Origin of the sequence: Streptomyces sp. NPDC008137 (assembly GCF_042957035.1) — a bacterium.
Classification (GTDB): domain Bacteria; phylum Actinomycetota; class Actinomycetes; order Streptomycetales; family Streptomycetaceae; genus Streptomyces.
In genome coordinates this window covers 20,561-46,719 of the sequence record NZ_JBIBHN010000045.1, presented here as the reverse complement: position 1 = coordinate 46,719, position 26,159 = coordinate 20,561, and the positions used below count along the sequence as shown (strand labels likewise).

At 69.1% G+C, this 26,159-nt stretch carries 23 protein-coding genes and 2 pseudogenes; 10 read left to right on the top strand and 15 right to left on the bottom strand.

All coding sequences use genetic code 11. The annotated features are described in order from the left end of the window. Positions 1-4: 4 nt before the first annotated feature. The 5 genes and pseudogenes from ACFZBT_RS38500 to ACFZBT_RS38480 all read right to left on the bottom strand — a co-directional run. Positions 5-517, bottom strand: a complete 513-nt coding sequence (locus ACFZBT_RS38500; RefSeq protein ID WP_391114425.1) for a transposase — start codon at positions 515-517, stop codon at positions 5-7. A gap of 130 nt (positions 518-647) precedes the next feature. Further along, entirely contained in the window at positions 648-2,264 is a 1,617-nt protein-coding gene (locus tag ACFZBT_RS38495; protein ID WP_391114421.1) for an FAD-binding protein, read from the bottom strand. Positions 2,265-2,420: 156 nt separating this feature from the next. Continuing rightward, on the bottom strand, positions 2,421-3,419 hold the full coding sequence (locus ACFZBT_RS38490) for a helix-turn-helix domain-containing protein (RefSeq protein ID WP_391114419.1): 999 nt from the start codon (positions 3,417-3,419) through the stop codon (positions 2,421-2,423). 85 nt (positions 3,420-3,504) lie between these two features. Beyond that, positions 3,505-3,750, bottom strand: coding sequence for a hypothetical protein (locus ACFZBT_RS38485; RefSeq protein WP_391114416.1), 246 nt, complete (start codon positions 3,748-3,750; stop codon positions 3,505-3,507). 591 nt (positions 3,751-4,341) lie between these two features. After that, positions 4,342-4,491, bottom strand: a pseudogene (locus ACFZBT_RS38480) (cobalamin-dependent protein); the annotation flags it as partial. Between the two features lie 2 nt (positions 4,492-4,493). Between ACFZBT_RS38480 and ACFZBT_RS38475 the strand changes: the two are divergent. The 3 genes from ACFZBT_RS38475 to ACFZBT_RS38465 all read left to right on the top strand — a co-directional run bounded on the left by ACFZBT_RS38475 (position 4,494) and on the right by ACFZBT_RS38465 (position 7,962). Continuing rightward, positions 4,494-4,961, top strand: a complete 468-nt coding sequence (locus ACFZBT_RS38475; protein ID WP_391114413.1) for an ester cyclase — start codon at positions 4,494-4,496, stop codon at positions 4,959-4,961. Between the two features lie 17 nt (positions 4,962-4,978). Continuing rightward, positions 4,979-7,441 carry a SpoIIE family protein phosphatase gene (locus ACFZBT_RS38470; protein ID WP_391114410.1) on the top strand — a complete coding sequence of 821 codons (2,463 nt, stop codon included), beginning with the start codon at positions 4,979-4,981 and terminating at the stop codon, positions 7,439-7,441. A gap of 356 nt (positions 7,442-7,797) precedes the next feature. Beyond that, positions 7,798-7,962, top strand: a complete 165-nt coding sequence (locus ACFZBT_RS38465) for a SpoIIE family protein phosphatase (RefSeq protein ID WP_391114407.1) — start codon at positions 7,798-7,800, stop codon at positions 7,960-7,962. A 121-nt stretch (positions 7,963-8,083) separates the two neighbouring features. Here ACFZBT_RS38465 and ACFZBT_RS38460 read toward each other — a convergent pair whose 3' ends face one another. Next, the gene (locus ACFZBT_RS38460) at positions 8,084-9,136 is read right to left on the bottom strand and encodes a helix-turn-helix domain-containing protein (protein WP_391114404.1); all 1,053 of its coding nucleotides are present in this window, start codon (positions 9,134-9,136) and stop codon (positions 8,084-8,086) included. Positions 9,137-9,232: 96 nt separating this feature from the next. Between ACFZBT_RS38460 and ACFZBT_RS38455 the strand changes: the two genes are divergently transcribed. Then, positions 9,233-10,084, top strand: coding sequence for an MBL fold metallo-hydrolase (locus tag ACFZBT_RS38455; RefSeq protein WP_391114401.1), 852 nt, complete (start codon positions 9,233-9,235; stop codon positions 10,082-10,084). A gap of 112 nt (positions 10,085-10,196) precedes the next feature. On the opposite strand, the gene ACFZBT_RS38450 is transcribed toward ACFZBT_RS38455, so the two are convergent. Then, positions 10,197-11,057 carry a helix-turn-helix domain-containing protein gene (locus ACFZBT_RS38450; RefSeq protein ID WP_391114398.1) on the bottom strand — a complete coding sequence of 287 codons (861 nt, stop codon included), beginning with the start codon at positions 11,055-11,057 and terminating at the stop codon, positions 10,197-10,199. A gap of 257 nt (positions 11,058-11,314) precedes the next feature. Here ACFZBT_RS38450 and ACFZBT_RS38445 point away from each other — a divergent pair, with 257 nt between their 5' ends. The 3 genes from ACFZBT_RS38445 (at position 11,315) to ACFZBT_RS38435 (ending at position 13,650) form a co-directional block, all read left to right on the top strand. After that, positions 11,315-12,097 (top strand): MBL fold metallo-hydrolase, encoded by a 783-nt coding sequence (locus ACFZBT_RS38445; protein ID WP_391114396.1) that lies wholly within the window; start codon positions 11,315-11,317, stop codon positions 12,095-12,097. 62 nt (positions 12,098-12,159) lie between these two features. After that, positions 12,160-13,095: a nuclear transport factor 2 family protein gene (locus ACFZBT_RS38440; protein WP_391114393.1), complete on the top strand. Its 936-nt coding sequence runs from the start codon at positions 12,160-12,162 to the stop codon at positions 13,093-13,095. Positions 13,096-13,374: 279 nt separating this feature from the next. Beyond that, on the top strand, positions 13,375-13,650 hold the full coding sequence (locus ACFZBT_RS38435; RefSeq protein ID WP_391114390.1) for a hypothetical protein: 276 nt from the start codon (positions 13,375-13,377) through the stop codon (positions 13,648-13,650). 25 nt (positions 13,651-13,675) lie between these two features. Here the strand turns inward: ACFZBT_RS38435 and ACFZBT_RS38430 are convergent, their stop codons facing one another. Beyond that, positions 13,676-14,569 (bottom strand): helix-turn-helix domain-containing protein, encoded by an 894-nt coding sequence (locus tag ACFZBT_RS38430; protein WP_391114388.1) that lies wholly within the window; start codon positions 14,567-14,569, stop codon positions 13,676-13,678. A gap of 104 nt (positions 14,570-14,673) precedes the next feature. On the opposite strand from ACFZBT_RS38430, the gene ACFZBT_RS38425 reads away from it, so the two are divergent. Further along, complete coding sequence (locus ACFZBT_RS38425) at positions 14,674-15,432, top strand: nuclear transport factor 2 family protein (RefSeq protein ID WP_391114385.1); 759 nt, start codon at positions 14,674-14,676, stop codon at positions 15,430-15,432. Between the two features lie 44 nt (positions 15,433-15,476). Here the strand turns inward: ACFZBT_RS38425 and ACFZBT_RS38420 are convergent. The 7 genes and pseudogenes from ACFZBT_RS38420 to ACFZBT_RS38390 form a co-directional block, all read right to left on the bottom strand. Next, positions 15,477-16,053, bottom strand: a pseudogene (locus ACFZBT_RS38420) (transposase); the annotation flags it as partial. A 76-nt stretch (positions 16,054-16,129) separates the two neighbouring features. Then, the gene (locus ACFZBT_RS38415; protein WP_391114382.1) at positions 16,130-17,119 is read right to left on the bottom strand and encodes an alpha/beta hydrolase fold domain-containing protein; all 990 of its coding nucleotides are present in this window, start codon (positions 17,117-17,119) and stop codon (positions 16,130-16,132) included. Positions 17,120-17,268: 149 nt separating this feature from the next. Further along, positions 17,269-18,156 (bottom strand): GDSL-type esterase/lipase family protein, encoded by an 888-nt coding sequence (locus tag ACFZBT_RS38410; RefSeq protein WP_391114379.1) that lies wholly within the window; start codon positions 18,154-18,156, stop codon positions 17,269-17,271. Positions 18,157-18,244: 88 nt separating this feature from the next. After that, positions 18,245-19,252 carry an oligopeptide/dipeptide ABC transporter ATP-binding protein gene (locus ACFZBT_RS38405; protein ID WP_391114377.1) on the bottom strand — a complete coding sequence of 336 codons (1,008 nt, stop codon included), beginning with the start codon at positions 19,250-19,252 and terminating at the stop codon, positions 18,245-18,247. Then, positions 19,249-21,225, bottom strand: a complete 1,977-nt coding sequence (locus ACFZBT_RS38400; protein ID WP_391114374.1) for an oligopeptide/dipeptide ABC transporter ATP-binding protein — start codon at positions 21,223-21,225, stop codon at positions 19,249-19,251. The genes ACFZBT_RS38405 and ACFZBT_RS38400 overlap by 4 nt, the downstream gene beginning before the upstream one ends. Beyond that, entirely contained in the window at positions 21,222-22,160 is a 939-nt protein-coding gene (locus ACFZBT_RS38395; protein ID WP_391114372.1) for an ABC transporter permease subunit, read from the bottom strand. The genes ACFZBT_RS38400 and ACFZBT_RS38395 overlap by 4 nt, the downstream gene beginning before the upstream one ends. 28 nt (positions 22,161-22,188) lie before the next feature. Further along, complete coding sequence (locus ACFZBT_RS38390; RefSeq protein WP_391114369.1) at positions 22,189-23,778, bottom strand: ABC transporter substrate-binding protein; 1,590 nt, start codon at positions 23,776-23,778, stop codon at positions 22,189-22,191. A 292-nt stretch (positions 23,779-24,070) separates the two neighbouring features. Between ACFZBT_RS38390 and ACFZBT_RS38385 the strand changes: the two genes are divergently transcribed. Together ACFZBT_RS38385 and ACFZBT_RS38380 are read left to right on the top strand one after the other, a co-directional pair. Continuing rightward, a complete protein-coding gene (locus tag ACFZBT_RS38385) occupies positions 24,071-25,096 on the top strand; it encodes a substrate-binding domain-containing protein (protein WP_391114366.1) in 1,026 nt (341 codons plus the stop codon). A gap of 99 nt (positions 25,097-25,195) precedes the next feature. Next, positions 25,196-26,143, top strand: a complete 948-nt coding sequence (locus tag ACFZBT_RS38380) for a family 43 glycosylhydrolase (RefSeq protein ID WP_391114363.1) — start codon at positions 25,196-25,198, stop codon at positions 26,141-26,143. Positions 26,144-26,159 lie beyond the last annotated feature (16 nt).

Here is a 26,159-nt window from a genome sequence, read left to right as displayed (position 1 = left end):
GATGTCAAGCAGAGTCTTGGGCTGGTTTCGTGGGCTGTGCCGTGGTGTTTGCGGGGACGATGTGCCGGTAGGTCTCTCGTGCGACGTATCGTTTCAGGCAGTGGATGATCTCGCGTTTGGTCTTGCCCTCCGCGAGCCGTCGCCGCAGGTAGTCATGGGAAGGGCCCGCCCAGCACAGGCGGCTGAGGACGATCCGGTAGAGAGCGGCGTTGGCCTGGCGGTCGCCGCCGCGGTTGAGCCTACGGCGCTGGGTCTTGCCGGAGGATGCCTCGACCGGGCTGGTGCCACACAGGGCGGCGAAGGATGCCTCGCTGCCGAGGCGTTCGGGGTTGTCACCGGCCGAGATACGCAGGGCCGCCGCGGTGTCCGGCCGACGCCGTGCACGTCGAGCAGGCCCGGAGTTCTCGCATGGATCGCTTCTGTTATCCGCTTGTTGAGGTCGTTGATCTCCTCGGTCAGGTGGTGGATGCCGCGGGCCAGCAGTCTCAAGGAGTCGACAACCGGTGTCAGGTCTCACTGATAAAGCCAGCCCGGCCGGCCCCTGTCCGCACGGGGCGACCGCACGGTAGAGGCCGTGGCCACGCCGCCCCGGGCGGGCGTGCGCCACCCCCGCGGCCACCCCGCGCGCACCCGTCCGCCGCACCGGTTCAGTGGCTCTGCCCGCGGAAGCGTTTGGGCCAGATGCCGGACTTGCCGGGGGCGATGACGCCGCGCGGGTCGAGGGCGTCCTTGACGCGCTCGTGGAACTTCAGCAGGGCGCCGTCGCCCCAGTTGTAGGTGGCCATGACGTCGTCCATCAGGGCGTTGTGGGTGCGGTACTCGCCGTAGCCCTCGGCGGCGGCCTCACGGATCAGGAGCCTGGTCAGGTCGAGGGTCTCCTGACGGGCTTTCGGGTCGTGGGTGTCGTAGAGGAAGAGGCCGATGTGGTGCATCTCCCGCAGGCCGATGATGAACTGCGCCGCGTAGTCGGTGCCCCACTCGTCGGTGCGCCGGCGAACCATCCTGAACTGCTTGAGCGCGTCCTCGCCGTCGGGAGCGGAGACCGGGGAGAAGGCGAGGTGCCCGCCGTTGGGGATCCAGTCCAGCAGTTTGAGCTCGTCAAGGCTCGGGACGCCGTTGTTGATCTTGTGGCGGTCATGGAGGGCGTGTGCGCCGCGGTCGCCGGCTTCGGGGCGCTCCTTGTGAGTGTGGAACCTGGCGCCCGGGATCTGCCCGAAGGCGTCCTTGATCATCCCGTAGTACGTGTCGATCACCGGCGGTGGGCCGTAGAGGGTGCCGTAGAAGTTCCAGTAGCCGAGGTTCAGCTCGCGCTTCATCCGCTCGATGGCCTCGGCGGGCAGCGGGCCGTCGCCGTCGTACCACTCGGTGCGGTGCGAGACGACGCCTGCGTCGAGGACGATGTTGCGCAGCACGGGGACGTTCTGAAGCGGGGCCATGTTGATGCGCAGTGGCAGCATGATGTCGACGATCCGCGCGAGGTCGTCCTCGTGCTCGAAGGTGATGAGATAAGACATCGCAGCTGGCGGACGCTGCATCAGCGCGATGCCCATCCTGGTGACGATGCCCAGGTTGGACTGGGTGAACATGCCGTCCAGGTAGGGCCCGAACCCGTACGGGAACAGCTGCCAGGAATTGCTGCCGGGCACCGCGCCCATGCCGGTGCGCAGGACGTCGCCCTCCGGGAGGACGACCTCCAGGCCGGTCTGCCACATGAAGTGGTCACCGTACGGGGTGTAGCCCACCCCCCGGTCCAGGGTGTTGCCGACGACGCTGCCCCAGCCGAGGTCGGGGCAGTCCAGCATCAGCCGGCTGCCGGTGGTTTGGAGGTGCTCGTACAGCTGGAAGTAGGTGACGCCGGGCTCCAGCAGGGCGTAGCCGAACCGCTCGTTGACCTCCAGGATGCGCCGCATACGGGCGCCGGTGTTGACCACGACGGAGCCGGTCAGGCGGGGGGCGGCGCCGCCGTACCCGTTGTTCTTGCCGGTGGAGATCGGGGAGAGCGGGATGTCGTACTCGTTGGCGACCCGGACGACGGCCTGGACCTGCGCTGTGTCGGCGGGACAGACCACCGCCGAGGCCCCGCCGGCCGGCTCCTCGCCGACCGGGTAGGGGTCATGGAACGCGTCGAGGCCGGCGGGTTCGCTGATCACATGCTCCTCGCCCACCACCTCCCGGAAGCGGACGACCGCCTCGGCGAACTGCTTCTCGTCCAGGCCGGGCGGAAGAATTCGGGATGCAGGTGTGGGTGTGGCTGTGCTGGTCATGGCTGGGGCTCCTCACTGAACCGTGCGCCGTTCGTCCACTCGGTGCCGATCGTGCGCGCGGCGGGCGGAACCCGGCAATCCAGAGAGCGAGGCGGAAAACGCGGAGCGGCGCACGGCAGGAAACCCGGAGCCGGACTTTGCCCCGGTCCTTTCAGATCAGCCCCGCAAGGTCTGGGACGGAGTCTCCCCGTAGAGCTCCGCGTACCGTGCCGCGAACCGCCCCAGGTGGGTGAAGCCCCAGCGGAAGGCGACCTCGGCTACGCTCTCCGCCGCGTCGCCGGCCTCCAGCAGTTCGTGCCGTACGCGGGCCAGCCTGACACCGCGCAGATAGCTCATGGGCGTGGTGCCGAGCGAAGCCCGGAAGCCTTCCTGCAGGACGCGGACGCCGACCCCGGCAGCGTCGGCGATGTCGCCCACCGTCAACGGCAGTTCAGGCCGGCTCTCGATGTAGTCGACCGCCTTGCGCACCGCCACGGGCCCGGCGGGCGTCACCGGCGCTTCCAGCTCCGCCCGGTAGTTATGACCGGCCGCGAGCAGCAGACCTCTGGCGATGCTGTGCTCCAGTGACGCCGCCAGCGTGGGGTGCGGTGGCGGGCAGTCCGGGTCGTGCACCTGCCCGGCGAGCGCCTGCACGAGCGCCCACCAGTGATAGCCCCGGCCCCCACTGAGGTCGAGCGGCAGGTCGAAGGCGATGGGCGACCGCACCCGGTGTCCCAGCAGGACTTCCAACTGCCGGTCCAGGAAATCGCGTTCGATCCTGAGCCCGAAGGTCCGGCACGGCCCGTCCCATCCCTGCAACGCGTGCGCCCGGTCCGCCCGGTACACCGCCGCCCGCAGCGGCGAGGCCACCATCCGGTCCTCGCCCGACCAGGTCAGCACGCTGCCGGTGCAGGCCACGTTGACCTGGTAGGCGGACTCCGGCGCGGCCGCTTCGACCCGGACCTCGGTGTCGTAGGACAGCCACCCCACGGTGAGCGCCCCGACACGGACCGCCGCGAGTCGCAGAGCGAAGCGGGTCTGGTCGCCGAGGACATCGAGATCATGCGCGTGATACAGATCCGTGCCCAGGGACCGCGCCTCGTCGATGTCGGTGACGCACTGCTCGACCGCCGCCGTGGCGTACGGCTTTTGATCACGAGGAGCCCCAGTGCTCATACGTCGCATGGTAAGCACCCAAGCGAAAAACAGACAGGAATCCTGAGGATCGTCATTCCGTCAGGGCCGTTCGACCTGCCCAGCGTCAGGCCGAGGTCGCCGTCCGTGGGTCGGCATCCGGTACCGACAGGCGCGTCCCCCTGGACTCGGCGACGTGCAGGGCGTCGATCAGGCACTCGGCCAGGCGGATGCCGGGGGAGCGGACCACGGCCGCCTGCGGTTCCGGCAGCACGTAGCCACGGTCGTGCGTGTCCTGGCTGTTCTGCCAGGCCTCACGCCGGTGCAGCCCGTTGACCGTCTTGCGCAGCCGCCGCAGCGGAGAGCCGGACAAACCGAGCGACCGCGCCGAGCGGCTCCGCCGGTCTCATCCACGCCGAACCCGAACGGGCTGACCCGCACGGCCCTGGGATGCGCCTGCGCGCCGTGTGGCGCGGTCTGCCGCCACACCCACGGGCGCCCCGCCCTCCGCCGTGCCGGAAAAGGCCGGCGATGCCTTGGCCACCGTCGGCCGCGATGCCGGAGGCAGTCCCTTCACCGCTGCTGCCGAGGCCGCCATCCAGGGTGCACTGAGCAGTGCGTCCCTCACCCCCGGCGCGGCCGGGCCAGCTACGTGGGCGAGCACGCCATCGGCGTCCCCGACCCCGGGGCCTTCGCCGTGGCACTGTTTACCGCGCTCGACGGCGTCTACGAGCCGGCCACCGCCACGTGCTGCCCGACCCCCGGCGCATCGCCTCGCGCTGACCCGGACCAGCGCGGCCCCGGCCACCGCACAGGTTTCGGCACGCCATTCCCGGCCACAGACCCGTTCCTCTGCGTCCAGGGCTGCAAGCCGCCCAGGCAGCGGACTTTCCGCGTAGTCAGCGGGTGGCGAGGAACTGAGACGAGCAAGTCGTCGGAGTACCGTTCCGGTGATCGAACCAGCAACCTGTTCGGGGGATTGGTGCAGGCCTGTGTAGATCACCTCGATGCCCGCGTCCCGCAGCGCCCGGGCGATCACCTTGGCTCCGCGATCGTGCCCGTCCAGACCGGGCTTCGCCACAATGATCCTGAGAGGAGGGGGAGTTGCAGACATGTGTGTCACCTGTTTTCACGTTTCGTTCAGACCACAACCCCGCTACTGACGCCTCGGGCATCGACGGCATGCGGGCGTCGATCGCCGCGGTCCGCGACGGGTTCACCGGCGCACAGCACCGGATCCTCTTCCAGCAGGAGCTGCCCGGCGGCTGGGTGGTCCTCCATTGGCGGATGACCGCGACTCACACCGGAGACGCCCTCGGGTTCCCCGCCAGCGGCAACCCGGTCGACATCAACGGCCAGCTCCACACGCGTCGGGTCGCGGGTCCGGCATTCCGTACAAGTGGTCCTGGCGGCCCAGCAGGGGCCGGACAGGACGGGACGAGCGCAGGCCCCCCGCTACGCGGCGTTGTCCCGTTGGGGCACTCTCGCACCGAGCCGCGGGACAGGAGGATAATGGCTTACGTTCAACGATCCGCTGCCCGCCGTATACGCGGACCGCGGATCGCAGACAGTGGATCTCCGTGAGAGCGAGATGAGCGATCATGGGCCAACGCATCGCCGCTGACCGGGCGTCGCGGCCGCTCGCAGAGGTGGACGGCGAGGCGCTCACGGTGCGTGTCACCGTCGATGAGTACGCCACCGTGACCGGGTGGAACACCGGGGCCGAGCAGTTGCTGGGATACTCGGCTGCTCAGACCGTGGGGCGATCAGCGGCCGATCTGCTGGCTGAGCCGATCCCGGCGCAGGACCTGCGATCCCTCGCGGAGCTGCCGAGATGGCATGGGAAGCTCGCCGTCCGGCACCGTGACGGCCGGCGGCTGGAGATCAAGGTCCTCGCGCATCACAGGACACCGGAGACCGGCGCCCGCGAGTGGTTCCTGGTGTCCGCCCTGGCCCCGCAGCCGCCCCGGCCTTCCGACGACGCCCTCGTGAGCTGGAGCTTCGCCCAGTCCCCTTCCTGTGCGCTGGCGCTGTACGACACTAGTCTCCTGGTGCGGCGGGTCAACGAGGGCACGGAACAGATCATGGGCCTCACCGAGGACGACGTGCGCGGACTGCACGTCGACGAGATCTGGGACAGCCCGGTCGCTGATCAGCTGGCACAGGGCCTGGTGCGTGTGCTGGAGACCGGCGAGCCGCAGTACCGGGAGCACTTTCTGCGCGCCCCCGGTGAGACGCGCGAGCACGCCTGGTCGACCGTTCTGTCGCCGGTGCGGGACCGGGCGGGCGAATTGCGCGGCGTCTGCCACACCGCGCGCGACATCACGGAGCAGTACTGGGCACGCAAGCGGCTCCAGCTGATCGCCGAGGCCGGCCGGTGCATCGGCACCACGCTCGATGTGATGCGGACGGCGCAGGAGCTGGCGGACGTGACGGTCCCGGAACTCGCCGACTTCGTCAGCGTCGACCTGCTGACCTCCCTGGACGACCTGCACGAGCCGCCCCCGGGAGGCGTGCCAGCGGCCGGCCATCTCGTGCTGCGGCGCGTCGCCCACCAGTCCGTGACCTCGGGCATCCCGGAGGCGGTCCTGGGCCTGGGTGACGTGGACGAGTACCCGGAGGGCTCCGCACCGGTCGAGAGCCTGCGGTCGGGGCGGCCCGCGGTGCACCGGACGACCGACGCTGCGATCGCCGAGTGGATCGCCCGTGACCCGGCCCACATGTCCCGCGTCTGCGGACTCGGCGCCCATTCGGTGATGACTGTGCCCCTGACGGCACGCGGAACCACGCTGGGCGTCGCCGTCTTCGTCCGCCACCACCACCCCGAGGCCTTCCAACAGGACGACCTGGTGCTGGCCGAGGAACTGACGGCCAGGGCGGCCGTCTGCATCGACAACGCCCTCCGCTACACCCGGGAACGCGGTACGGCGGTGATGCTGCAGCGCAGCCTGCTGCCGCAGCTACTGCCCGAGCAGGCGGCGGTGGAGGTCGCTTCCCGCTACCTCCCGGCCGGCGGGCACGCCGGCGTGGGCGGCGACTGGTTCGACGTGATCCCGCTGTCCGGGGCGCGGGTGGCACTGGTCGTCGGCGACGTCGTCGGCCACGGCATCCGCGCCTCCGCGACCATGGGCCGCCTGCGTACGGCTGTCCGCACCCTCGCCGACATCGACCTGCCCCCCGACGAATTGCTCACCCATCTCGACGACCTGGTCGCCCGCCTGTCCACCGAACAGGAGAGCGCCCAGCCGGCCGACCGAAACCCGGAAATCGGCGGCGACGTCGGCGCGACCTGCCTGTACGCCGTCTACGACCCGATCTCCCGGCGCTGCACGCTCGCCCGGGCCGGACATCCGCGGCCGGTCGTGGTGAGCCCGGACGGCACCGTCGAACTCGTCGACCTCCCCGTCGGCCCTCCGCTGGGTCTGGGAGGCCTGCCCTTCGAGGCGGCCGAGATCGACCTGCCCGAGGGCAGCCTGCTCGCCCTCTACACCGACGGCCTGATCGAATCCCGGAACCGCGACATCGACGACGGCCTCCACCGGCTCTGCCACCTGCTCACCCGGCCGACGCCCTCCCTGGACGCCCTGTGCGACACGGTGCTCGCCGATCTCCTGTCCCAGCGACCCGCCGACGACGTCGCGCTCCTCCTCGCCCGCACCCGCGCGCTCGACACCTCCCAGGTCGCCACCTGGGAGGTACCGGCCGACCCCTCCGTCGTCGCCCAGACCCGTAAGGACGCGGTGGCACAGATCGAGGCCTGGGGGCTGGAGGACGCCGCCTTCGTCACCGAGCTGGTCGTCAGCGAACTCGTCACCAACGCCATCCGGCACGGCCAACCTCCCATCCAACTCCGCCTGATCCACGACAAGACCCTCATCTGCGAAGTCTCCGACGGCAGCAACACCGCTCCCCACCTGCGCCGCGCCCGCACCTACGACGAAGGCGGCCGCGGCCTGCTCCTCGTCGCGCAGCTGACCCAGCACTGGGGCACCCGCCAGAGCACCCAGGGCAAGACGATCTGGGCGGAACAGACATTTGAGCCGGTCCCGTCCGGCCACTTCTGACCCGCGCGGCCATTTCTTCCTCATCGCCGGACGCGAAGTGGGCGACGAGCGGACGCACCGTCCCTCACGGCGCACGCCGTGCGCCCCGGGGCACGCGTCCGGTTCATCGGGGCAGCCGCCACGTCCGTCGGCGCCGGTGGGCGCATCGTCCGCCACGAGCCCCTGGTCCGCCTCTGTGTAGACGTTCCCCTGGACGGCTGGATCCGCGAGGCGGGTTGAGCCGTCGCCCGGGCTGGATCGGCGGCGCCCCCGCCGTGGTGTGCATGGACGCGCGACACCGGGTGACGGCCTGAGCGGCCGGTGCCCAGCTCCTGCTGGGACACCGGCCGCAGCCGTCCCACGGATCCAAGGCCGACGTGGCGGGAGTCGGCTGCCTCTATGCCGTCTACGGTCCGGTTACCCGCACCTGCGCCATGGCCGGCGCAGGACACCTTGGCCCTGCCGTCCTGCGGCTCGACCACTCCCTTGGCTTCCACGAACTGCCTGCCGGCCCGCCGCTGGGTCCCGACGGGAGCCGGTGACCGGCCAACTCATATTCCAAGGGCTGGAGGAGACCGCTCGCGAGGCGTACGTCACAGCGCCACCTCCAGACGGAGAGGGCGCCTGCTCCCGACAACCGTTCAGACCTCCCAGCCAGGCGTGTCAACGGACGCGATTGCCCTTCGACGTGTGATGCGTCCTGCGGTAGGTGGCGGGGCTGGTCCCGAAGCGAGCCTTGAACGCCCGGGAGAAGTGGGAAGCATCCTTGAACCCGACGCGCAGCGCGATGCTGCTGATGCTCTGAGCGTCGTATCCGGCCCCCGACAGCATCGCGCGGGCGCGGTCGAGCCTCAGGGCGTAGAGCCATGCGCGCGGTGTGGTGTCGGCCTCGCGGAACAGCTCATGCAGATAACGCAGTGAAAAGCCCAGGTCGTGGCTGGCGGCCAGCAGCGTCAGGCCGGGGTCGTGGAGCCGGTCGGCGAGGTGGGCTTTGGCCAGGCGAAGATCACGTCGGTGAACGGCCGCGCTCGCTTTCCCGGAGACGCCCGAGCCGAGAGCGTCACACGCGGTGGCCAGGAGATCGAGAAGGTTCCTCATGAAGGATGCGGTGGTCGCCTCGCCAAGGTCATGACCTTGTTCGGCCAGGGCGCGCAGGACGGGGCTGACGAAGGCGCCCGTGCCGCGCGTGGTCCGGAACGGTACGGCGGTGACGTGCTCGGCGACGGCGGAGCGGGAGGTGAGCATCGCGCGGGGTATCTGCAGGACCACCGAGCGGAACGGGCGATCGAAGCGGAACACGTAGGGGTGGGCGCTGTCCACGAGAGCGAAGTCGCCGGGGCCCATCTCGGCGGCGTGGTCGCCTTGCCGGAGCCTGGCCGATCCCTCGGTGAGCAGCGTCAGGAAGAAGTCCTCTCCTGCCGCCCTCCTGACCAGGTCAGGCGTACGAGCGGCCTCATGCGGATCCGCCCGCATGGTGCTGACCATCAGCCCGCCCGTCACCTGGGCGACGGCGGATGCGGCGAAGCGGTGCTTGCTTGGGACGGGAGCCGTGTCGGGCAGTGCGGCCGCACGCATGGCGACGAACGCCGTGCGGGTCACCTCGCTCCAGTAGTCCCACGGGTCATGGTCTAGGCCGAGCGTGGTGAAACGCCGCTCGGCGTCCGCACCGGCGTCGTAGCTGCGCTGTGGTGCCGAAAACGGCGCGCTCCCAGTCATGTCATGGATTCCCAGGTTTCCTTAGCGTTACCGCACGGCTCAGAGGATGCCACGCATCGAGTGGCACGAAAAGGGTCGGTCAGAGAGGAGTGACCCATGATCACCAACATCTTCTCGGAGCAGCGGAACGGGCTTCGTTTCGATGTGTTCGCGGGTTCCGAAGCGGCTCTGTCGCCGAACTGCGTCCTCATCAGCGGCGAGCACGACGCGATCCTGATCGACGTGCAGTTCGTCATCGACGAGGCACGCGAACTCGCCGAGCGCGTCCGTGACAGCGGTAAGCAGCTCAAGGCGGCCTTCATCACCCACGCGCACCCGGATCACTACGGCGGCATGGGTGAGATCGCCTCCGCTTTCCCCGACGCCCGGATCCTGGCCCGGCAGGGCGTCATCGACGGGATCCTGGAGTGGCCGGCCAAGCGCCTGCACTGGCAGGAAGCCTACGGCGACCAGATCCCGGACGAGATGCCGGTGCCCGAGCCGCTGACCGGGGACAGCTATTCCCTGGAGGGGCACGCGGTGGTCTTCGTGGACCTCCCGGTGGCCGAGACGGTCCACGCGACCGCCTTCCACGTGCCCGACGCGCAAGCCGTGATCGCCGGGGACCTGCTCAACCACCACTCGCACTGCTACATGGCGGACACCAACAACCCCGCGTCATGGCTCACCGCCCTGGATCAGGTCCAGGCGCTGGGAGAACACCGGATCGTGGTCCCGGGCCACGGCCCGGTGGGCGGGACAGAGGTGTTCGACGACACCCGCGCCTGGCTGGAGGACTACCGGGAGGTGGCCGAGCCGCGGGTACCCGTCGCCGACATCGCCCGCGAAATGAGCCGCCGACACCCCGAACGTGCCCTGCCCATGGTGCTCTGGCTCACCCGAGGCCCCTCGTTCGGGCTTGTCGGACCCAAGGAACTGGGCGTGCCGCCGGAGGTGTTCGGAGGCTGAGCCAGTCAGGCTTGTGGCCCAAGGGATGGAATGTGCTGCTCGTGACTCCAACGGGCCAGCGTCCGAAGCAGCCCTCGCCGAACTCGTTCACGCAGTCAGGTGGCGTGGGCGGCTACGCAGGCGGCGACGCACGTTGGGAGGCGCGGAAGGCCAGGGGGGTGTGGCCGGTGTGGCGTTGGAAGAACTTGCCGAAGTGGGTGGCGCTGGTGAAGCCGAGGTGGGCTGCGATGGTGGAGGCGGGTTCGGTGCCGTGGGCGAGGAGTCGCTTGGCCTCCAAGGCGAGGCGCTGGTCGAGGTAGTCCTTGGCGCTGAGGCCCGCCGCGGTCTGGGTGGCGCGGGTCAGGGTGCGGGTGGAGTAGCCGAGTTCGCGGGCGTAGTCGTCGATGCGATGGGTGCGGGAGAAGCCTCGTTCGACAGCGTCGCGAAAGCGCAGGAAGGGCTCGGGGGCGGATTCCGCAGCCTGGCCGTGCTGCTGCAGGTGGGCCAGGCGCAGGAGTACGACGTCGAGCAGGCGGTGCAGCAGGGCGGTGTGCACCGGCAGCGGATGGCGGTCCCACTGGGAGAACTCCGCGGCCAGTTGCTCTGCCGCAGCTGTCAGGACGGGGGCCTGCGAAGGGTCGGGGCTGTACAAGGGCATCGGGGCGGTGCCGGTGCCGAGTCCGGCCAGTTCTGCGGTGTCGGGGGCGACGAAGTCCTCCTGGAAGAAGATCAGGATGGCCTCGGCCTGGTCAGGGTTCTGCCACTGGTGCACCTGGCCGGGCCGGATCCACAGCCAGGAACCGGGCGGCAGTACGTACCCGGTGAAGTCGACGCGGTGGCGCAGGGTGCCGGCGGTGACCAGCATCAGGGCGTGGAAGTCCTGCCGGTGCGGGGTGGCGATGTGCCAGGGCCAGTCACGGGTGCGGTCGCGGAAGTCGGCCAGGGTCATGACCTCCATGCCCGCCGGGGTTCCGGCCGGAGGCTGGAAAGCCACCTTCGGCAGGACCGTCTCCCGCCGACCGGGCTTCTGCCGCGCTTGTCGCCTGTGGACCATCACGAGACCGCAGCGTACCTCGCTGGACCTCCGGTTCCGTCCCAGTATGGAGTTGTTCCAGGGGCGCGGGCCCGTGGGGATGGAAAGCCGGCGGTGTCCGTTGCGGCCGATGGTCGGTCGTGAGTCGGCCATTAACGATCCGCCCCTTCCCGCGTCCCCTCATCACCGCTCATCCGCACTTCGACAGGAGCACAGCCATGCACGGCACCCTCACAGTCATCGACAAGGGCCAGGTCCGCATTCACAGCTACGGCGCGCCCGAGGACGGCCTGGCCGTCACCACCCAGCTGATCGAGACGCCGTCGCGGATCATCGCCATCGACGCGCAGTTCGTCCTGGCCTACGCCGACGAGGTCGTCGCCTACGCCAAGAGCCTGGGCAAGCCGCTCGACCGCCTCGTCGTCAGCCACGCGCACCCGGACCACTACCAGGGCGCGGCCCGCTTCGGTGTCCCTGTGCACGCGCTACCGGAGACCACCGCGGAGATCGTCGCCATGGGTGCCAAGACGGATCTGCCCACCGGCGCCGCGATCCCGCTCGCCGATATGACTCCGACCGTGGAGATCACCCCGGGCACCGAGGTCATCGACGGCATCCCGTTCGTGTTCGAGAAGGTCACCGGCGGCGAGATCCACACCACCCTCGTGATCAAGCTGCCCGAGGAGGGTGTCCTGGTCGCTCAGGACGTCGTCTACAACCACACCCACCTGTGGTTCCTGGACAAGGACTTCGACGGCTGGCAGGCCAATATCGACCGCTTCGCAGCCGAGACCGAGTACGACACCATCCTGCCCGGCCACGGCGAACCGACCACCCCGACCGTCTGGGCCGAGCTCACCGACTACGTCAACGCCGGCCGGGAGCTGCTGGGCGACGACGGCGACGCCTACAAGAAGGCCATCACCGAGCGCTACCCCGCCTACCAGGGCGCAGCCCTCATCGACGTCGCCAACGCCTACATGTTCGGCACCAAGAACTGAGTCAGTCCGATCTTCCAGCACAGCGCCCAAGTCCCAAGAGAGGGAACATCGTGACTTCCCGCATGTCCAGCCGGCCCACGGCCACCCGGCGCATCCTCCTCGCCACGGTCGCCACGTCCGCCCTGCTGGGCGCCGCGACCGTACCCGCCTTCGCCTCGCCGCCCGTCAGCGCGGGTCACGCCATCGGGCACGTCGACGGCGGCGCCCGGCTCGACTACCAGAAGACCGTTGCCGTACACGTCCTCAAGGAGGCGTTCGAGCGGGGTGACACCGCGGTTGTGGACAGGTTCGTGCGGGCCGACTACATCCAGCACAACCCCCTCGCGTCCGATGGCCCCGAGGCGTTGAAGAACTTCGCTGCCGGGTTGCATCAGCAGTTCCCCGACACCAAGTACAACGTCAAGCGGGTCATCTCCGAGAACGACCTCGTCGTGGTGCACTCCAACCTCGTACTGACGCCGGGAACTCGAGGCTCGGCCGTCATGGACATTTTCCGGTTCCAGGACGGCAAGATCGCCGAGCATTGGGACACCCTGCAGGACGTCCCCGGCAGCAGTGTCAACGGCAACGACATGTTCTCCACCATCAGCCGGCCGCAGACCGGGCAACCTGGTCCGCGCTCGCTCACCGCCTCCAACAAGAAGCTCGTTACCAAGGCATTCGACCGGCTCATCGTCGACAAGGATCTGTCCGCGCTCGACACGTACTGGAGCGCCGGGTACCACCAGCACAATCCCGGCATCGCGGATGGTGTGGCCGGTGCGCGGGACGGGCTCGGGGCGTACTTCCGGGCGTTCCCGGAGCTGACCGTCTCGCGCAAGCGCGTTGTCGCCGAGGGGGATCTGGTCGCCGTCCACAGTCACTATGTGAACGCGCCCGGCGAGCGCGGGCAGGCCGTCGTGGATCTGTTCCGGGTACAGGGCGGGAAGATCGTCGAGCACTGGGACGTGCTTCAGGACGTGCCTGCCACTTCCGCCAACGACAACACGATGTTCTGAATCTGAGGGGCGTTCGACGAAAACAGAGCGCCCCTTTGCGTTCCAGTAGGTTCCTCGCCGGGCGGATGGGATCTCGCTTTCACCACGCCGGATCACGGCCGCTGCGGCACATGGGTCGGGACGGCCCTCAGGGGGCCGCCCATCGGTCCGTCCGTGTGCCCCGGCGACCTCGCCCGGACACGCGGACGGAACTCACCGCAGGGGCCGACGACTGAAGGCAGTCCGCCAGGTCGGTGATGTACGTCCGCAGTCGGCGGCCTGATGGGGAGCACCGGCGCCGTGCCCGCCCCGTTCGCGGCGCATCCCATCGGCGTGCGCCTGGCCGTCGTGGAGGAGTTCGACTTCAACGCTTGTCCGAAGCTGCCCGCGGCCCAGATCTGCGACTTGGCCGCCCCGCGCAAGGACCTCGGCGTGCTGGTCAACCGCCGCATCCGCACACGCGAAGCCCTCGAGAAAACCGCTGGCCGGGCGTCTTCGGGCTCTGATCTCCTGGGCGACCGGGTGGACTTCGGAGTCGACTCGTTTCGCCACGCCCTTGCCGGAAGAGGGAGCTGAATCCGCATGACGCACATCGGCAGCGTCAGGGCTCACCTTGCGGACTTGGGACCTGTCGGGCTGCGTTCCTGAACTGGATCGGGCTCTGTCCGGCTCGGGACTGGAAGTATTTGCTGAAGTTGGTGGCACTGCTGAAGCCGAGGTGTGCGGCAACGCGGACGGCGGTCTCGTCGCTGTGGGCCAGGCGGCGCTTTGCCTCCAGCATGACTCGTTCGTCGATGAACCCCTTGGCGCTGGTGCCGACCGCGGATGCGGTTGCCCTCGTGAGCGTGCGCGGGGAGTAGCCCAGGTTTCTGGCGTAGTCAGCGACCTCACGGGTCTTGGTGAAGTCACGCTCCACCGCCTCGCGGAATCGGCGGAAGGTGTCGCTGTCTTCCGTAGTGCTGGGAAGCCCAGCCGGCTGGTCGGCCAGCCGGAGCACCAGCACGGACAGCAGGTGTCGCAGGACGGCGATGTGCACGTCGAGCGAACTGTTGCCGACGGCACCGAACTCGTGACAGAGGTGCTCGATCGCCAGATCGACGCCGTGGTCGACGACGGCGTCGTACTGCACCGGGCTGCCCGGCGTCTCCAAGCGCGCCGCGACCACCGTGGCCGGATCGAGGAAGTCACTTTCGAAGAGCACGAGATGCCCCTCGACCTCGCTCAGATCCCCCCACCTCTGGACCTGCCCCGGACGGACCCACAACCAGCTACCGGGGATCGCGTCGTACGTGGTGAAGTCGACCTCCTGCTTCAGCGTCCCGCTGACCGTGGTGATGAGGTGGTGGAAATCGGGGCGCTGCGGCGTGATCCCGCCGCCTCCACGCCGCCGGAACTCGGACAGTGACATCACCTCGACGCCGGCCGGAGTGCCGACCCGCGCGTTGAAGTCAACCCTCGGGATGGCATCACGCTTACGCTGTCCGATATTGACCATCACAAGACCCGAACTTACCGCAGGACTGGCCCTATACGTACCTACGTTGATGTCAGAAACCACAAACCGCCCACCGGGGCCACCAGCAGAAGGAAATGGCGAACATGAGCGACAACAAGACCACCGTCCTCACCGCACTCAAGGAGCTTTTCGGCGACAAGGACGTCACCGCCGTCGACCGGTGGGTCGCCGCCGACTACCGCCAGCACAGCTCGGCCGCGCCCGACGGCCCCGAAGGCCTGCGTGGGCTGATCGGGTCACTCACCGACGACGTCCGTCACGAGGTCGCCCGGGTCATCACCGAGGGCGACCTGGTCGCGGTCCACGGCGTCTACTACGGCTTCGGTCCGGACCCGATGGTCGCCTTCGACCTGTTTCGCGTCGCAGACGGCAAGCTCGCCGAGCACTGGGACGCGCTCACCCCCCAGATCACCAAGACCGTTTCGGGCCGCTCGCAGGTCGACGGCCCGGCAGAGGCCAGCGACCTCGACAGGACTGAGGCCAACCGCGCCTTGGTCCTCGAGTTCGCCGAGAAGGTCCTCAAGGGTGGCGACTTCTCCGTGGTGACCGACTTCATCTCCACCGAGCAGTACGACCAACACCACCCGGAGATCGCTGACGGGCTTGACGGGCTCGGCGCCGCCGTTGCAGCGTGGGCTGAGCAGGGCAAGAACGTCGTCTACGGGACAGTTCACCGGGTGATCGCCGAGGGCAACTTCGTGTTGGTGGTCGGCGAGGGCGAGTTCGATGGGCCGGTCGCGTACTGGGACCTGTTCCGTGTCGCCGACGGCAAGATTGTCGAGCACTGGGACATCGTCCCGGCCATCCCGGACACCCTGCCGCACGACAACGGCCTGTTCTGATCGCCGGACCCGAGAGATAACGCGACGGGCACACCCGCGTTCGCCGCGGCTCGTGTGAGGTCCTTGATCCAGATCATCGAGGAGCGAAGGTGAAGCCGGTGAGATGGCTTCCCTGGAGTCTCGTCGTAGCGGGTTGCGATGCCTCGCCATGCCTCCACTCTGTTGATCGCGCGTTCCACTGTGTTCCGTTGCTTGCGGAGCTCGGTGTCGTGGCTGACGGGCCTGCCTCCCCTGCTGATCTTCTTTCTCCGGTTGGTGGTCTGGTCCTTTCCTCCGGGATCATCGCCTTGATGCGGCGTTTACGCAGGTAAGCGCGGTTCCCCCGGGACGAGGAAGCCTTGTCTGCGGCAACCGCGTCGGGCCGGGTGCGAGGACGGTCGATAGGACCCGCGCACCCGCACCCTCTTCAGGACGGGGACGAACCGCGGGCTGTCCGCCGCCTGGCCCGCGGTCAGGAGGAGGGCAAGGGGGCGGCACTTTTGATCGGCAGCGAGGTGGACCTTGCTGGTCTGCCCACTCCTGGAGCATCCCCAGGAGGGCGGCCCCCAGCCGGAGGTTGCGCCCCCGGATCATCAAGGGGAGCGGCAACGAGTCATACCGGCCCCGATGACCGCGAGCCCGAACCGGGCTCCACGACCAAGGTAATGGGCGACTTGGAGGCCGATCGCCCCGCTGCCCGGTCATACGCCGTGGGCTGTCAGCGGGTTTCGCCGGCGGCTTCGGAGTGCAGCGGAAGGCGGAGGGTGCCGGCGTGCGCCGCACGGAGGACCTTGAGTGCTTCCTCACGCCACGCTCGTGCGGCGGGCAAGACCTTCGTGAACGCGGGGGAGGGGTGGATGTGACCGTGCTGGAGGGCGAACTGGGCGGGCACTGCTGCTTCGTTGAGCTTGTCGGCGTAGGCCTGGCCGTCGTCGCGGAGCAGGTCGAACTCCGCGGACATGATGTACGCCGGTGGCAGGCCGGCGAGGGTGTCGGCGAGCAGGGGCGACGCGTAGGGGTGCGTGGGGTCGCCGTCTTCGCCGAGGTAGAGGGGGATGAGGCGGTCCACGTCCTGTCGGTGCAGCGCGTACTTCGTGCCGAGCTCCGGGTCGGAGTGCGAGGGGAGGCTGCCGGTGAGGTCGAGTGCGGGCACTTCGAGGAGTTGCAGTGCGATGGCGGGGCCGTGTTCGTCGCGCAGCTTCAGGGTGAGCGCGGCCGCGAGGTTGGCGCCGGCGGATCCTCCGCCGAGGGTGATCGTGTTCGTGTCGATACCGAGTTGCTCGGCATGCTGGATCGCCCATTCCAACGCTGCCTGGCAGTCCTGGAGCGGGATGGGGAACTGATGCTCGGGTGCCTTGCGGTAGTTCACGGTGATCACGACGCACTGCGCGCCCACAGCCCGTTCGCGCCCGATGATCGCGGTGCTGAGGCTGAGGCCCGATCCGGCGACCCATCCGCCGCCATGCACGTACATGTGCAGCGGGAGTACTCCGTCCGAGACGGGGCGGAAGATCGCCAGTTCGATGGTGCCGCCGTCCACAGGAATGGTCTCGATGCGGTGTTCAGCGACGTCGGGACCGGGCTCGGCGATCTGGCTGACGAGCGCTTCTCCATTCGCTTCTTCCAGGGCGCGCCAGGCGGGGAAGTCGATGTCCTCGGGCAACGAGGGGAAAGGCAGGAACGACACAAGCGCGGGATCGATGGGCATGAAGACTCCTGTTCGGGGTGCGCGAGGAAGGTCGCAGGCAGGAAAGCCGTGCGGCCGAGAGGATCTCCGCGCGTGTCGTCGTCGCCGGCTTAGGCGGTTTGGAAGGCCGTGCAGGTGAGCGCCCTTGGCAGCTCGCCCGCACCACCGGCTTATGGGAGGTGCAGGACCCTGCGGACTTGGGCGGCCATCTCGGATTCGCCGAGTGCGTTCGGATGTCCGACGGCGAGGGAGGTGGTCGTCACGAGGGGTTCGACCCAGCGGACGCCGGGCGCTTCGCAGGCGTCGTGTCCGTTGGACGGGCCGCTCATGTCCACGTAGATGGCTCCTGCGGCACCAGCTGCCCGACGGACGGTGTCGTTCATGGTGGCCTGGATCCCGCGGACGTAGGGGATGTCGCCGACCGCGATCGGAAGCGTGGGGTAGCAACCGCCGGCCGCAGGGGCGATCCAGGGGTAGCCGAGGATGGCGACGCGGGCGTGAGGTGCTTTGGCCTTCACGGCCTTGAGCGCCTGGATGATCGCCGGGTAGGTGGTGCTGTTGATCGTGTCGACGAAGCTGGTGCCGTACTGCTGCTCGCAGGGGGTGCCTTGTCCGAGGGTGGTAGCTGAAGCGATGGCGCAGCCGTTCATCACGTTCGCGAAGACGTTGTTGTCGTTGCCGCCGATCGTCATCGTCACCAGCCGTGTTGTCGAGGTCACGGCGTCGAGCTGGGGCGCGATCCCAGGTCCCTGCGAAGTCGCGAAGTTCGCGGTGGTCGCACCACTGCAGGTGACATCGGTCAGGCTGGCGCCGGTCGCACGCGTGATGACGTTGGCGTAGTTGACGGTGGAGCGCCAGCACGACGGCGGCGCGGTCAGATCCAGCGGCAGATTTCCTGCTCCGGAACTGTACGAATCACCCATCGCGACGTACTCCAGAGGAGCAGTGTCCGCACTGGCAGGAACGGCGACACCGGCGACCGCGATGAGGCTGGTAGCCGCAGCCAGGGCGGCTGCACCGCGACTGACGGTTGGTGCATTCCAAAAGGTTCTCGTCATCCTCGACACTCCATTGAAGGATCAGCGCAAACACGGAGACTCCCTGGTGCGGGCGGAAAGGCGAAGAGTCTTGCGCCCGGCAGAGGGGTCACCGTGCGATGTCGGTGGAGATCTCGCTCTGCCACTCGGGGTAGCGATGGCAGGCGACCGTCCGGCCGTCGGCCGTCGTCCGGGCCTCCGGTCGGGTCTGTCGGCAGCGTTCCTGAGCGACTGGGCATCGGGCGGCGAACGGACATCCGCTCCCCGGCTGCGGGTCGCCGTTCGCGAGTTCACCGGCTGCGGCGATCGCGCGGCGCTTCCGTTGGACGGCGGGGTCGGCGACCGGGGCGGCCAGCAGGAGTGCGCGGGTGTACGGGTGTGCGGGTTCCTGTGTGACCAGCCGGGTCGGTCCGGCCTCCATCACCTGCCCTCGGTACAGGACGGTGACGTCGTGGCAGATGTGCCGTACGACGGACATGTCGTGCGAGATGAACAGGTATCCGACCCCGTGCTCGTCCTGTAGGTCCGCCAGGAGATTGAGGATCTGGGCCTTGACCGACAGGTCCAGCGCGCTGACCGACTCGTCGCAGATCACCAGCTGGGGCTCGGTCATCAGGGCACGGGCGATGGAGATGCGCTGGCGTTGCCCGCCCGAGAAATCGCGCGGGTACTTCGCGGCGGCGGCCGGGTCCAGCCCCACGTCCTCAAGCATCTTCGTCGTCCGGCGCGCGATGGTCTCCTGGGAACGGATGCCCTGGGCCAGCATGGGCTCCGCCAGGCTGCGGCCCACGGTGTAGGAGGGGTTGAGGGAGCTGTTCGGGTCCTGGAAGACGGCTTGCATGGAGCTGCCGAGCTTCCTTCTTTCCGCCAGCCTCAGGTGAGTCGTGTCCTGGCCGAGTAGATGTACGCTGCCGGACTGGGCGGGTGCGAGGCCCAGCACCGCCTTCGCGAGCGTGGACTTGCCCGATCCGGACTCTCCGACGAGCCCCATGGTCGTACCGCGCGGGACGGTCAGACTGACGTCGTCGAGTGCCTGGAACAGCGGTTCACGGCGTCGGCGTCTGAATCCCACACTGACGTTGCGGACGTCCAGGACGGGAGACTGCTCCTCGGTCATCGCGGTAGTGCTCCTTCACGGACGAGATCCTCGGTGCGGATGCAGCGGGCGGCCGCGTCCGGGCCGACCGGCAGGAGAGGGATGGGCCCGCTGGTGCACTCCTCGCGCGCGTGGACGCACCGGCCGGCGAACCGGCATCCGGCAGGCCAGGCTCCGGGGGGCGGCACCCGGCCGGGCAACGTGGGCAGTCGTGCCCCGTGCTCCGCGGTGCTCGGATCGGCGGCCAGCAGCGCCGCGGTGTAGGGGAAGCGCGGCGCGTGGAACAGGCTCTGGACGCCGGCCTGTTCGACGACCTCTCCGGCGTACATGACGACGGCTCGGTCGGCGATGTCCGCGACGACGCCCCAGTCATGGGTGATCAGCAGGATCGCCATGCCGGTGTTCTGCTGCAGTTCGCGCAGCAGCGCGAGGATCTCCGCCTGCACGGTGACGTCCAGCGCGGTCGTGGGTTCGTCGGCGATCACGAGTTTCGGCCGGCCGGCGAGCGCGAGGGCGATGTTGACGCGCTGGGCCATGCCGCCGGAGATCTCATGCGGGTACGAGGCGAGCACGCGGTCGACGTTGTGCAGCTTGACCTGGTGGAGCAGTTCGGTGGCTCGTGCGCGCGTCGCGGGTCCGGAGAGCCGTTCGTGGCGGCGGATGACCTCCTTGAGGTGGCTGCCGACCGTGTGCGTGGGATCGAGGCTGCCGAGTGCGTCCTGGGCGACGTACGCGATGCCGGAGCCGCGGACGGCACGGTAGGCCCTGGGGCCGCCGGCCACGAGGTCCGTACCGCGATGGACGACCGCGCCGCCGGTGACGTCTACACCGTCCGGCAGGAGCCCCAGCAGTGCGAGGGCGGTCATGCTCTTGCCGCATCCGGATTCGCCGACGACGGCGACCGTCTCTCCGGCGCCGATGCTGAACGTCACGTCGCTGACCAGGGTGGTGTCCGGGCCGGACGTGCTCGCCGCCACGGTGAGTCCCCGAACGTGGAGAAGACCGTCGTCCGGACCGCCCGGCGGTGTCACCACCACCGCCCGCTGTGCCGCGTTCGTCCTGCGGTCGCGTGCCGCCCGGGGTCCGCGCGGTGCGGGTGCCCTCCGTTCGAACGCCGTCTGCTCGCGGATGGCATCGCCGAGCACACCGAACGCCAGCACGGTGAGGGCGATCGTCACACCGGGGGGAACGAGCAGCCACCCGTCGGAGGTGACGACGGTGGAGGCCTGGCTGATCATCTCCCCCCAGCTCGGCCGGTCGCCCGCGGACATGACGCCGAGGAAGGCGAGCGCGGCCTGGAAGCCGAGGCCGATGCCCGCGAACACCGACGCCTGGGCCAGGATCGGGCCAAGTACCCGGCGCAGCACATGGCCGCTCATGATCCGCCAAGGGCGTACTCCGGCGACCCGGGCGGCGGTGACGAACAGTTCCTCGCGGACCACGAGCGTGGCGCCCCGTACGAGCCGGACGAGTCCCGGTGAGCCGAGCACGCCGAGGGTGATCATGGCCGCGGTGGGGCTGGAGGAGAAGACGCCGAGCACGACCAGGACGATGATGATCGCGGGGATGCCGAGGATCAGTTCGGCCGTCCGGCTGATCGCGGTGTCGAGCCAGCCGCCCCGGTAGCCGGCGATGATGCCCAGCGGCACACCCAGTAGCAGGAACACCGCCAGCGCGGTGAGCGTGTTCACGAGTGCGGGGTTGATGCCGTACAGCAGGCGGCTGAGTACGTCGCGGCCCACCGTGTCGGTGCCCAGCCAGTGCGCGCCCGATGGGCCGCTGAGTACGGTGCTGAGGTCCTGCTCATCGGGTGAGTAGGGTGCGATGGCGGGGGCGAGCAGCCCGGCCAGTACCAGCAGAGCCAGGTAGGCCGTGGCCACAGCGCCCAGTGGGTGCCGGCCGAGGGCGCGGCGCAGCCCTGGGGGTTCTGGGGCCGACTTCACTGGGTGCGAGGGGGCCTGGGAGACCTCTGGGTTCATGGTTTGCGTCGTCATGATGTGCGCACCCTCGGGTTGACGACGTGGTAGGCCACATCGACGAGGAGGTTCACCGCGATGACGATCATCGTGAAGTACACGACGACTCCTTCGATCAGTGGCAGGTCGTGGGAGGCGGTCGCCTGGACGGCGGTGCTTCCCAGCCCGGGGATGGCGAAGATGAACTCCACGGCCACGGTTCCGCCGAGGGCGCCGACGAACACCGTGCCGATCACGGTGAGGACCGGGACCGCGGCGTTCTTCAGGGCGTGCCGGTAGACCACGGACCGTTCCGGCACCCCGGCCGCCCGCAGGGTGCGGACGAAGGGCTGGTCGAGCGCGGTCGCCACGGCGTCGCGGCTCTGCTTGGCGATCACGGCTGTGGCCGGGACCGCCAGGGTGACGACCGGCAGGACCAGGGAGTTGAACCACGCCGCCGGATCCTCGGGCAGTGCCACATAGCCGGTGGGCGGGAAGAAGGGCAGCTGCACCGCAAAGAGGACGACCAGCACGAGGCCCAGCCAGAAGTCGGGAATGGCGAGGCCGATGACCGATCCCGACTTGACCGCCTGGCCCAGCACGCCTCGCTGCGCGCCGCGCACTCCGAGAAGGATCCCGACGACGGCAGCGAGGAGTGTGGCGCCGATGATCAGCGACAGCGACGGCCCGAGCCGGTCGTCGAGTTGGGCGGCCACCGGCTGCCGGTTGATCAGCGAGGTGCCGAAGTCACCGTGCAGCGCCTTGGACAGCCACCGCCAGTACTGGACCCACAGGGGTTGGTCCAGGCCCAGTTCGTGGCGTGCGGTGTCCAACTGCGCCTCGGTGGCGTTCTGCCCTAGCAGGGAGCGGGCGGCGTCACCCGGCAGCAGCGCCACGAGGACGAAGGAGACCGCCGAGGCCACGAGCGCCAGCGGGACGGCCCAGGCCAGCCGGCGCAGGACGAGCCTCAGCATCGGTCACCTCTGCTCACGGGCGTGCTCATCAGTTCTCCGGACGCAGGTCGGCGAACGTGGGAACACCGGCGTTGGCCGTCGTGGCCTCCAGACCGGTCAGGCCCTTGGCGAGGTAGTAGCTCAGCGGTGAGCCGACGACGGGAAGTGCCCATGCCTGCTTCGTGAGGTAGGCGTTGATCTTCTTCTGCAGCGCGGCACTGTCCTTCTCGTTGGCCGCGAAGTACTGCTTGTACAGCGCGTCGAGGCGAGGGTCGGACACGTGGAAGGGGTTGAACGGCCCCTTCGGATTGACGAAGCCGACGTGCAGCGTGGCCATGTTGGCCAGGCCGTACCCGATCACGGGGGCCGGATACTTCCCGGAGGTCATCGCGACGAAGTAGTCGCTCACGCTCGGCTTCGTGGTGATCTTGAGCTTGACGCCGACCTTCGAGAGCTGGCCGGCGACTGCCTGCGTCATCTTGTCGAGCCCGACGAGAGTGGTGTCGAGCACGGGAAGCGTGAACCCGCCCGGGTATCCGGCCTCGGCGAGGAGACTCTTGGCGCGCGCCGGGTCGTACGGATAGGTGGCTTCGAGAGAGGCCTCGTATCCGGCCTGTCCGGGGAGGGCGTACTGGCTGAGTGCCAGCTTCTCGTCGCCGTACAGCGCCTTGGCGATGGCCTTGCGGTCGACCGCGTAGTTCAGTGCCTGCCGCACCCGTACGTCGCTCAGCGGCTTGCTCAGCTTGCCCTCCCGGTCCGCGAGGTTGAGGCCGGTCATCGCCTGCGGCGGGGCCAGTACGGTGAGTCCGGCGCCCGCAGCCGCCTGGAGCGTGGTGGCGTCGCCCATCGCCGCCTGGACCTGACCGGCCCGCATCGCCTGGATCATCGACGACGAGTTGGGGATGACGCGGATCGTCACCTGCTTCCAGTGCTGCCGGTCCTTGTTCCAGTAGTGCGGATTGGGGACGAAGGTGTAGTGGTCCGAGGCGACCGTCCGAGTCGCGTCCAGCATGTACGGACCTGCTCCGGCCGTGCCGTTGTCCAGCGACGCGGGCTTGCCCACCGCTTTCGGGCTGGCGATGTTGCCCGCGCCGAACGCCTGGGCGAACGCGAACGTCAGGTTGGGGTCGGACGCGCGCAGCTTGAGCCGTACGGTCAAGGGCCCGGTGGCCTCGATGGACTCCACGCTGCCCAACAGGCCGGGCACACTGCCGGTCTTCTGGGACCTCTCGTAGTCCAGGTACGTCTTCACCGCCTGGGCGTCCAGGGCCGTGCCGTCGCTGAACTTGACGCCCTTGCGCAGGGTCAGCTCGTAGGCACGGTTGCCCTTCCCGACGTAGCCCCACTTGACCGCGAGGCCGGGGCCGAACGTGCCGTCGGCCTGCATGACCATCAGCGGGTCGTACGCCCACTGGTAGAAGGAGCCGTAGGCGGGGTCACCGACCGCCGGGTTCAGGCTCGGCGGCGACAGCGGAGCGCCGAAGGTGAGGTCGTCGCCCACGCTCCCGGCACCGCCCTTCGAGGACGCGCCCCCCGAACAGGCGGTGAGGACCAGGGCGGTGGCGGCGATCACGGCGACCGCCGCGCTGCTGCGCGGGCGGGGTGCCTGGAGTCTGCGGTGAGACAGGCGAGAGGACACGTTCATCTCCTGCGGCTCTGAGGAGTTTATCGATTTAGCAAGCGCGAAATCGATAACGAGGTGTGCGGGGTGCGGTGCGAGTGCGTCAAGGCGATCGGGCTAGGCCCGCCTGATGGTGCGGGAGGCCCGTTCGCGGCCCCACGAACTTGGGGTATCCCGCGGTGGCGAGATCACGGTGTACCTTGCTCAAAGGTTTTAGCAGGATGCGCCCGACCGGGCGCCTCGTCAAGACCCCGTTCTATGCTTCCCGAGCCCGAGCACCGGACGACGCGAGCCATACATGGAGGAGCCCATGCCCCAGCGGCGGGTGACACTGGCCGACGTGGCCCGGCGCGCGGGACTGTCCACGACCGCGGCCTCGCTGGTACTGAACAAGCGGCCGGGGACCCGGCTGTCCGAGGACGCGCAGCAACGCGTCCTGGCCGCCGCCGAGGAACTGGGCTACCGCCCCAACGCCGCGGCACGCAGTCTCCGTACCCGCAAGAGCGCCACCGTCGCCTTCGTGTCGGACACGGTCGCCACCACGCGTTTCGCCGGGGACATGATCCGAGGCGCTCTCGACGCGGCACGGGAACAGGGCCATGTGCTGCTCATCGCCGAGACCCAGGGCAACGCCGATCTCGAACGGGAGGCGATTGAGGCGATGTTGGACCGCCAGGTCGACGGCATCGTCTACGCCGCCATGTACAGCCGCAGGCTCGCGGTCCCGCAGGAGATCCTGGGCCGGCCCGCCGTCCTGCTCAACGCCACCTCGGACGACCCGGTGCCCTCCGTGCTGCCGGCCGACGAGCAGGCGGGGCGCACCGTGGCCACCGCACTCCTCGACCACGGGCACCGCCGGATTGCCGTCATCGGGCGCGTGGAGGAGAAGGAGCGCGACCCGTGGAAGTCCCTCGCCGTCGGCCCACGGCTCAGGGGCATACGGCGGGCTCTCGCCGATCGCCGCCTGCGGCTCGTCGGTGCCGAGTACACCGCCGAATGGGAACCCTCGGACGGGTATGAGGCCATGACTGCGCTGCTGGGGCGGGCCAACCCGCCCTCAGGGGTCATCTGCATGAACGACCGGCTGGCCCTCGGCGCCTATCAGGCCGTGGCCGAGGTGGGGTTGAGTATCCCGGACGACATCTCGGTCGTCTCCTTCGACGACGACCCCATCGCCACCTGGCTCCGCCCCGGGCTCACCACCGCCGCCCTGCCTCACGAGGACATGGGGCGACTGGCCGTCCGGCTGCTGCTCGACGAGGATCCCGGTCCGGGAGTGCGCTGGGTTCCGATGCCCCTGCAGGAGCGCGGTTCCATCGGCGCACCCGCGCGCTGATCGACATCACCGGTCCGAAACAGCACGACGAACTGACCTTGCGCGGGAACCGTACAGCAGCCCATGATGCTAAATCGATTGAGCAAAGGAGACCGAAGCATGCTGCGTCTTACCGACCACTGGGTCTGGGACAGCTGGTACGCACGGGACGACCAAGGCCGGCACCACGCCTTCTTCCTCCGTGCTTCCCGCGCCCTGCACGATCCCGAACGCCGCCACCGAAGGGCATCGATCGGGCACGCCGTCTCCACCGACCTGCGCACATGGGAACTCGGCACCGACGCCCTCGTGGCCGCCGACACGCCCGCCTGGGACGACCTCGCCACCTGGACCGGCAGCGTCGTCCGCGGCCCGGACCGGCGCTGGTACCTCTTCTACACCGGCCTCACCCAGGCCTCTGACCGCCATGTGCAGCGCATAGGCGTGGCCGTGTCGGACGACCTGAACGTCTGGCAGCGCCACGGCGACAAGGCCCTGGTGGAGCCAGACCCGACCTGGTACGAGGACTGTGACCGCTCCGCATGGCCGGGTGAGGCGTGGCGCGATCCTTTCGTCTTCGCCGACCCGTCCGGCGACGGCTGGCACATGCTCATCACCGCGTACGCCAAGCAGCGCCCCGCCCACGGCGGTGGAGTGATCGGGCATGCCTGGTCGCCGGACCTGCTCACCTGGCAGGTGCGGCCGCCGCTGACGAAACCGGCGGGATTCGGTCACCTGGAGGTCCCGCAGGTGGCCGTCGTCGACGGCCAACCGCTCCTGCTGTTCTGCAGCAACTACGCCGAACGCCCCCTGACCCATCAGATCTGGGTGGTGCCCGGCCCGTCCCTCACCGGCCCATGGGACATGGCACAGGCGCGGGCCGTTCTGGTGGACAACCTCTACGCACCACGCCTGGTGCAGGACGCGACCGGGGGCTGGAACCTCATGGGCTTCGTCGAAGAGCGCGACGGACTGTTCGCGGGTGAGCTGTCCGACCCGATCCCTGTTCGCTACACACCCGAGGGAGGCCTCGGCGTCGTCGGACGAGTGGTGAGTTCCGAATCCTGAGCTCTTGCTAAATCCA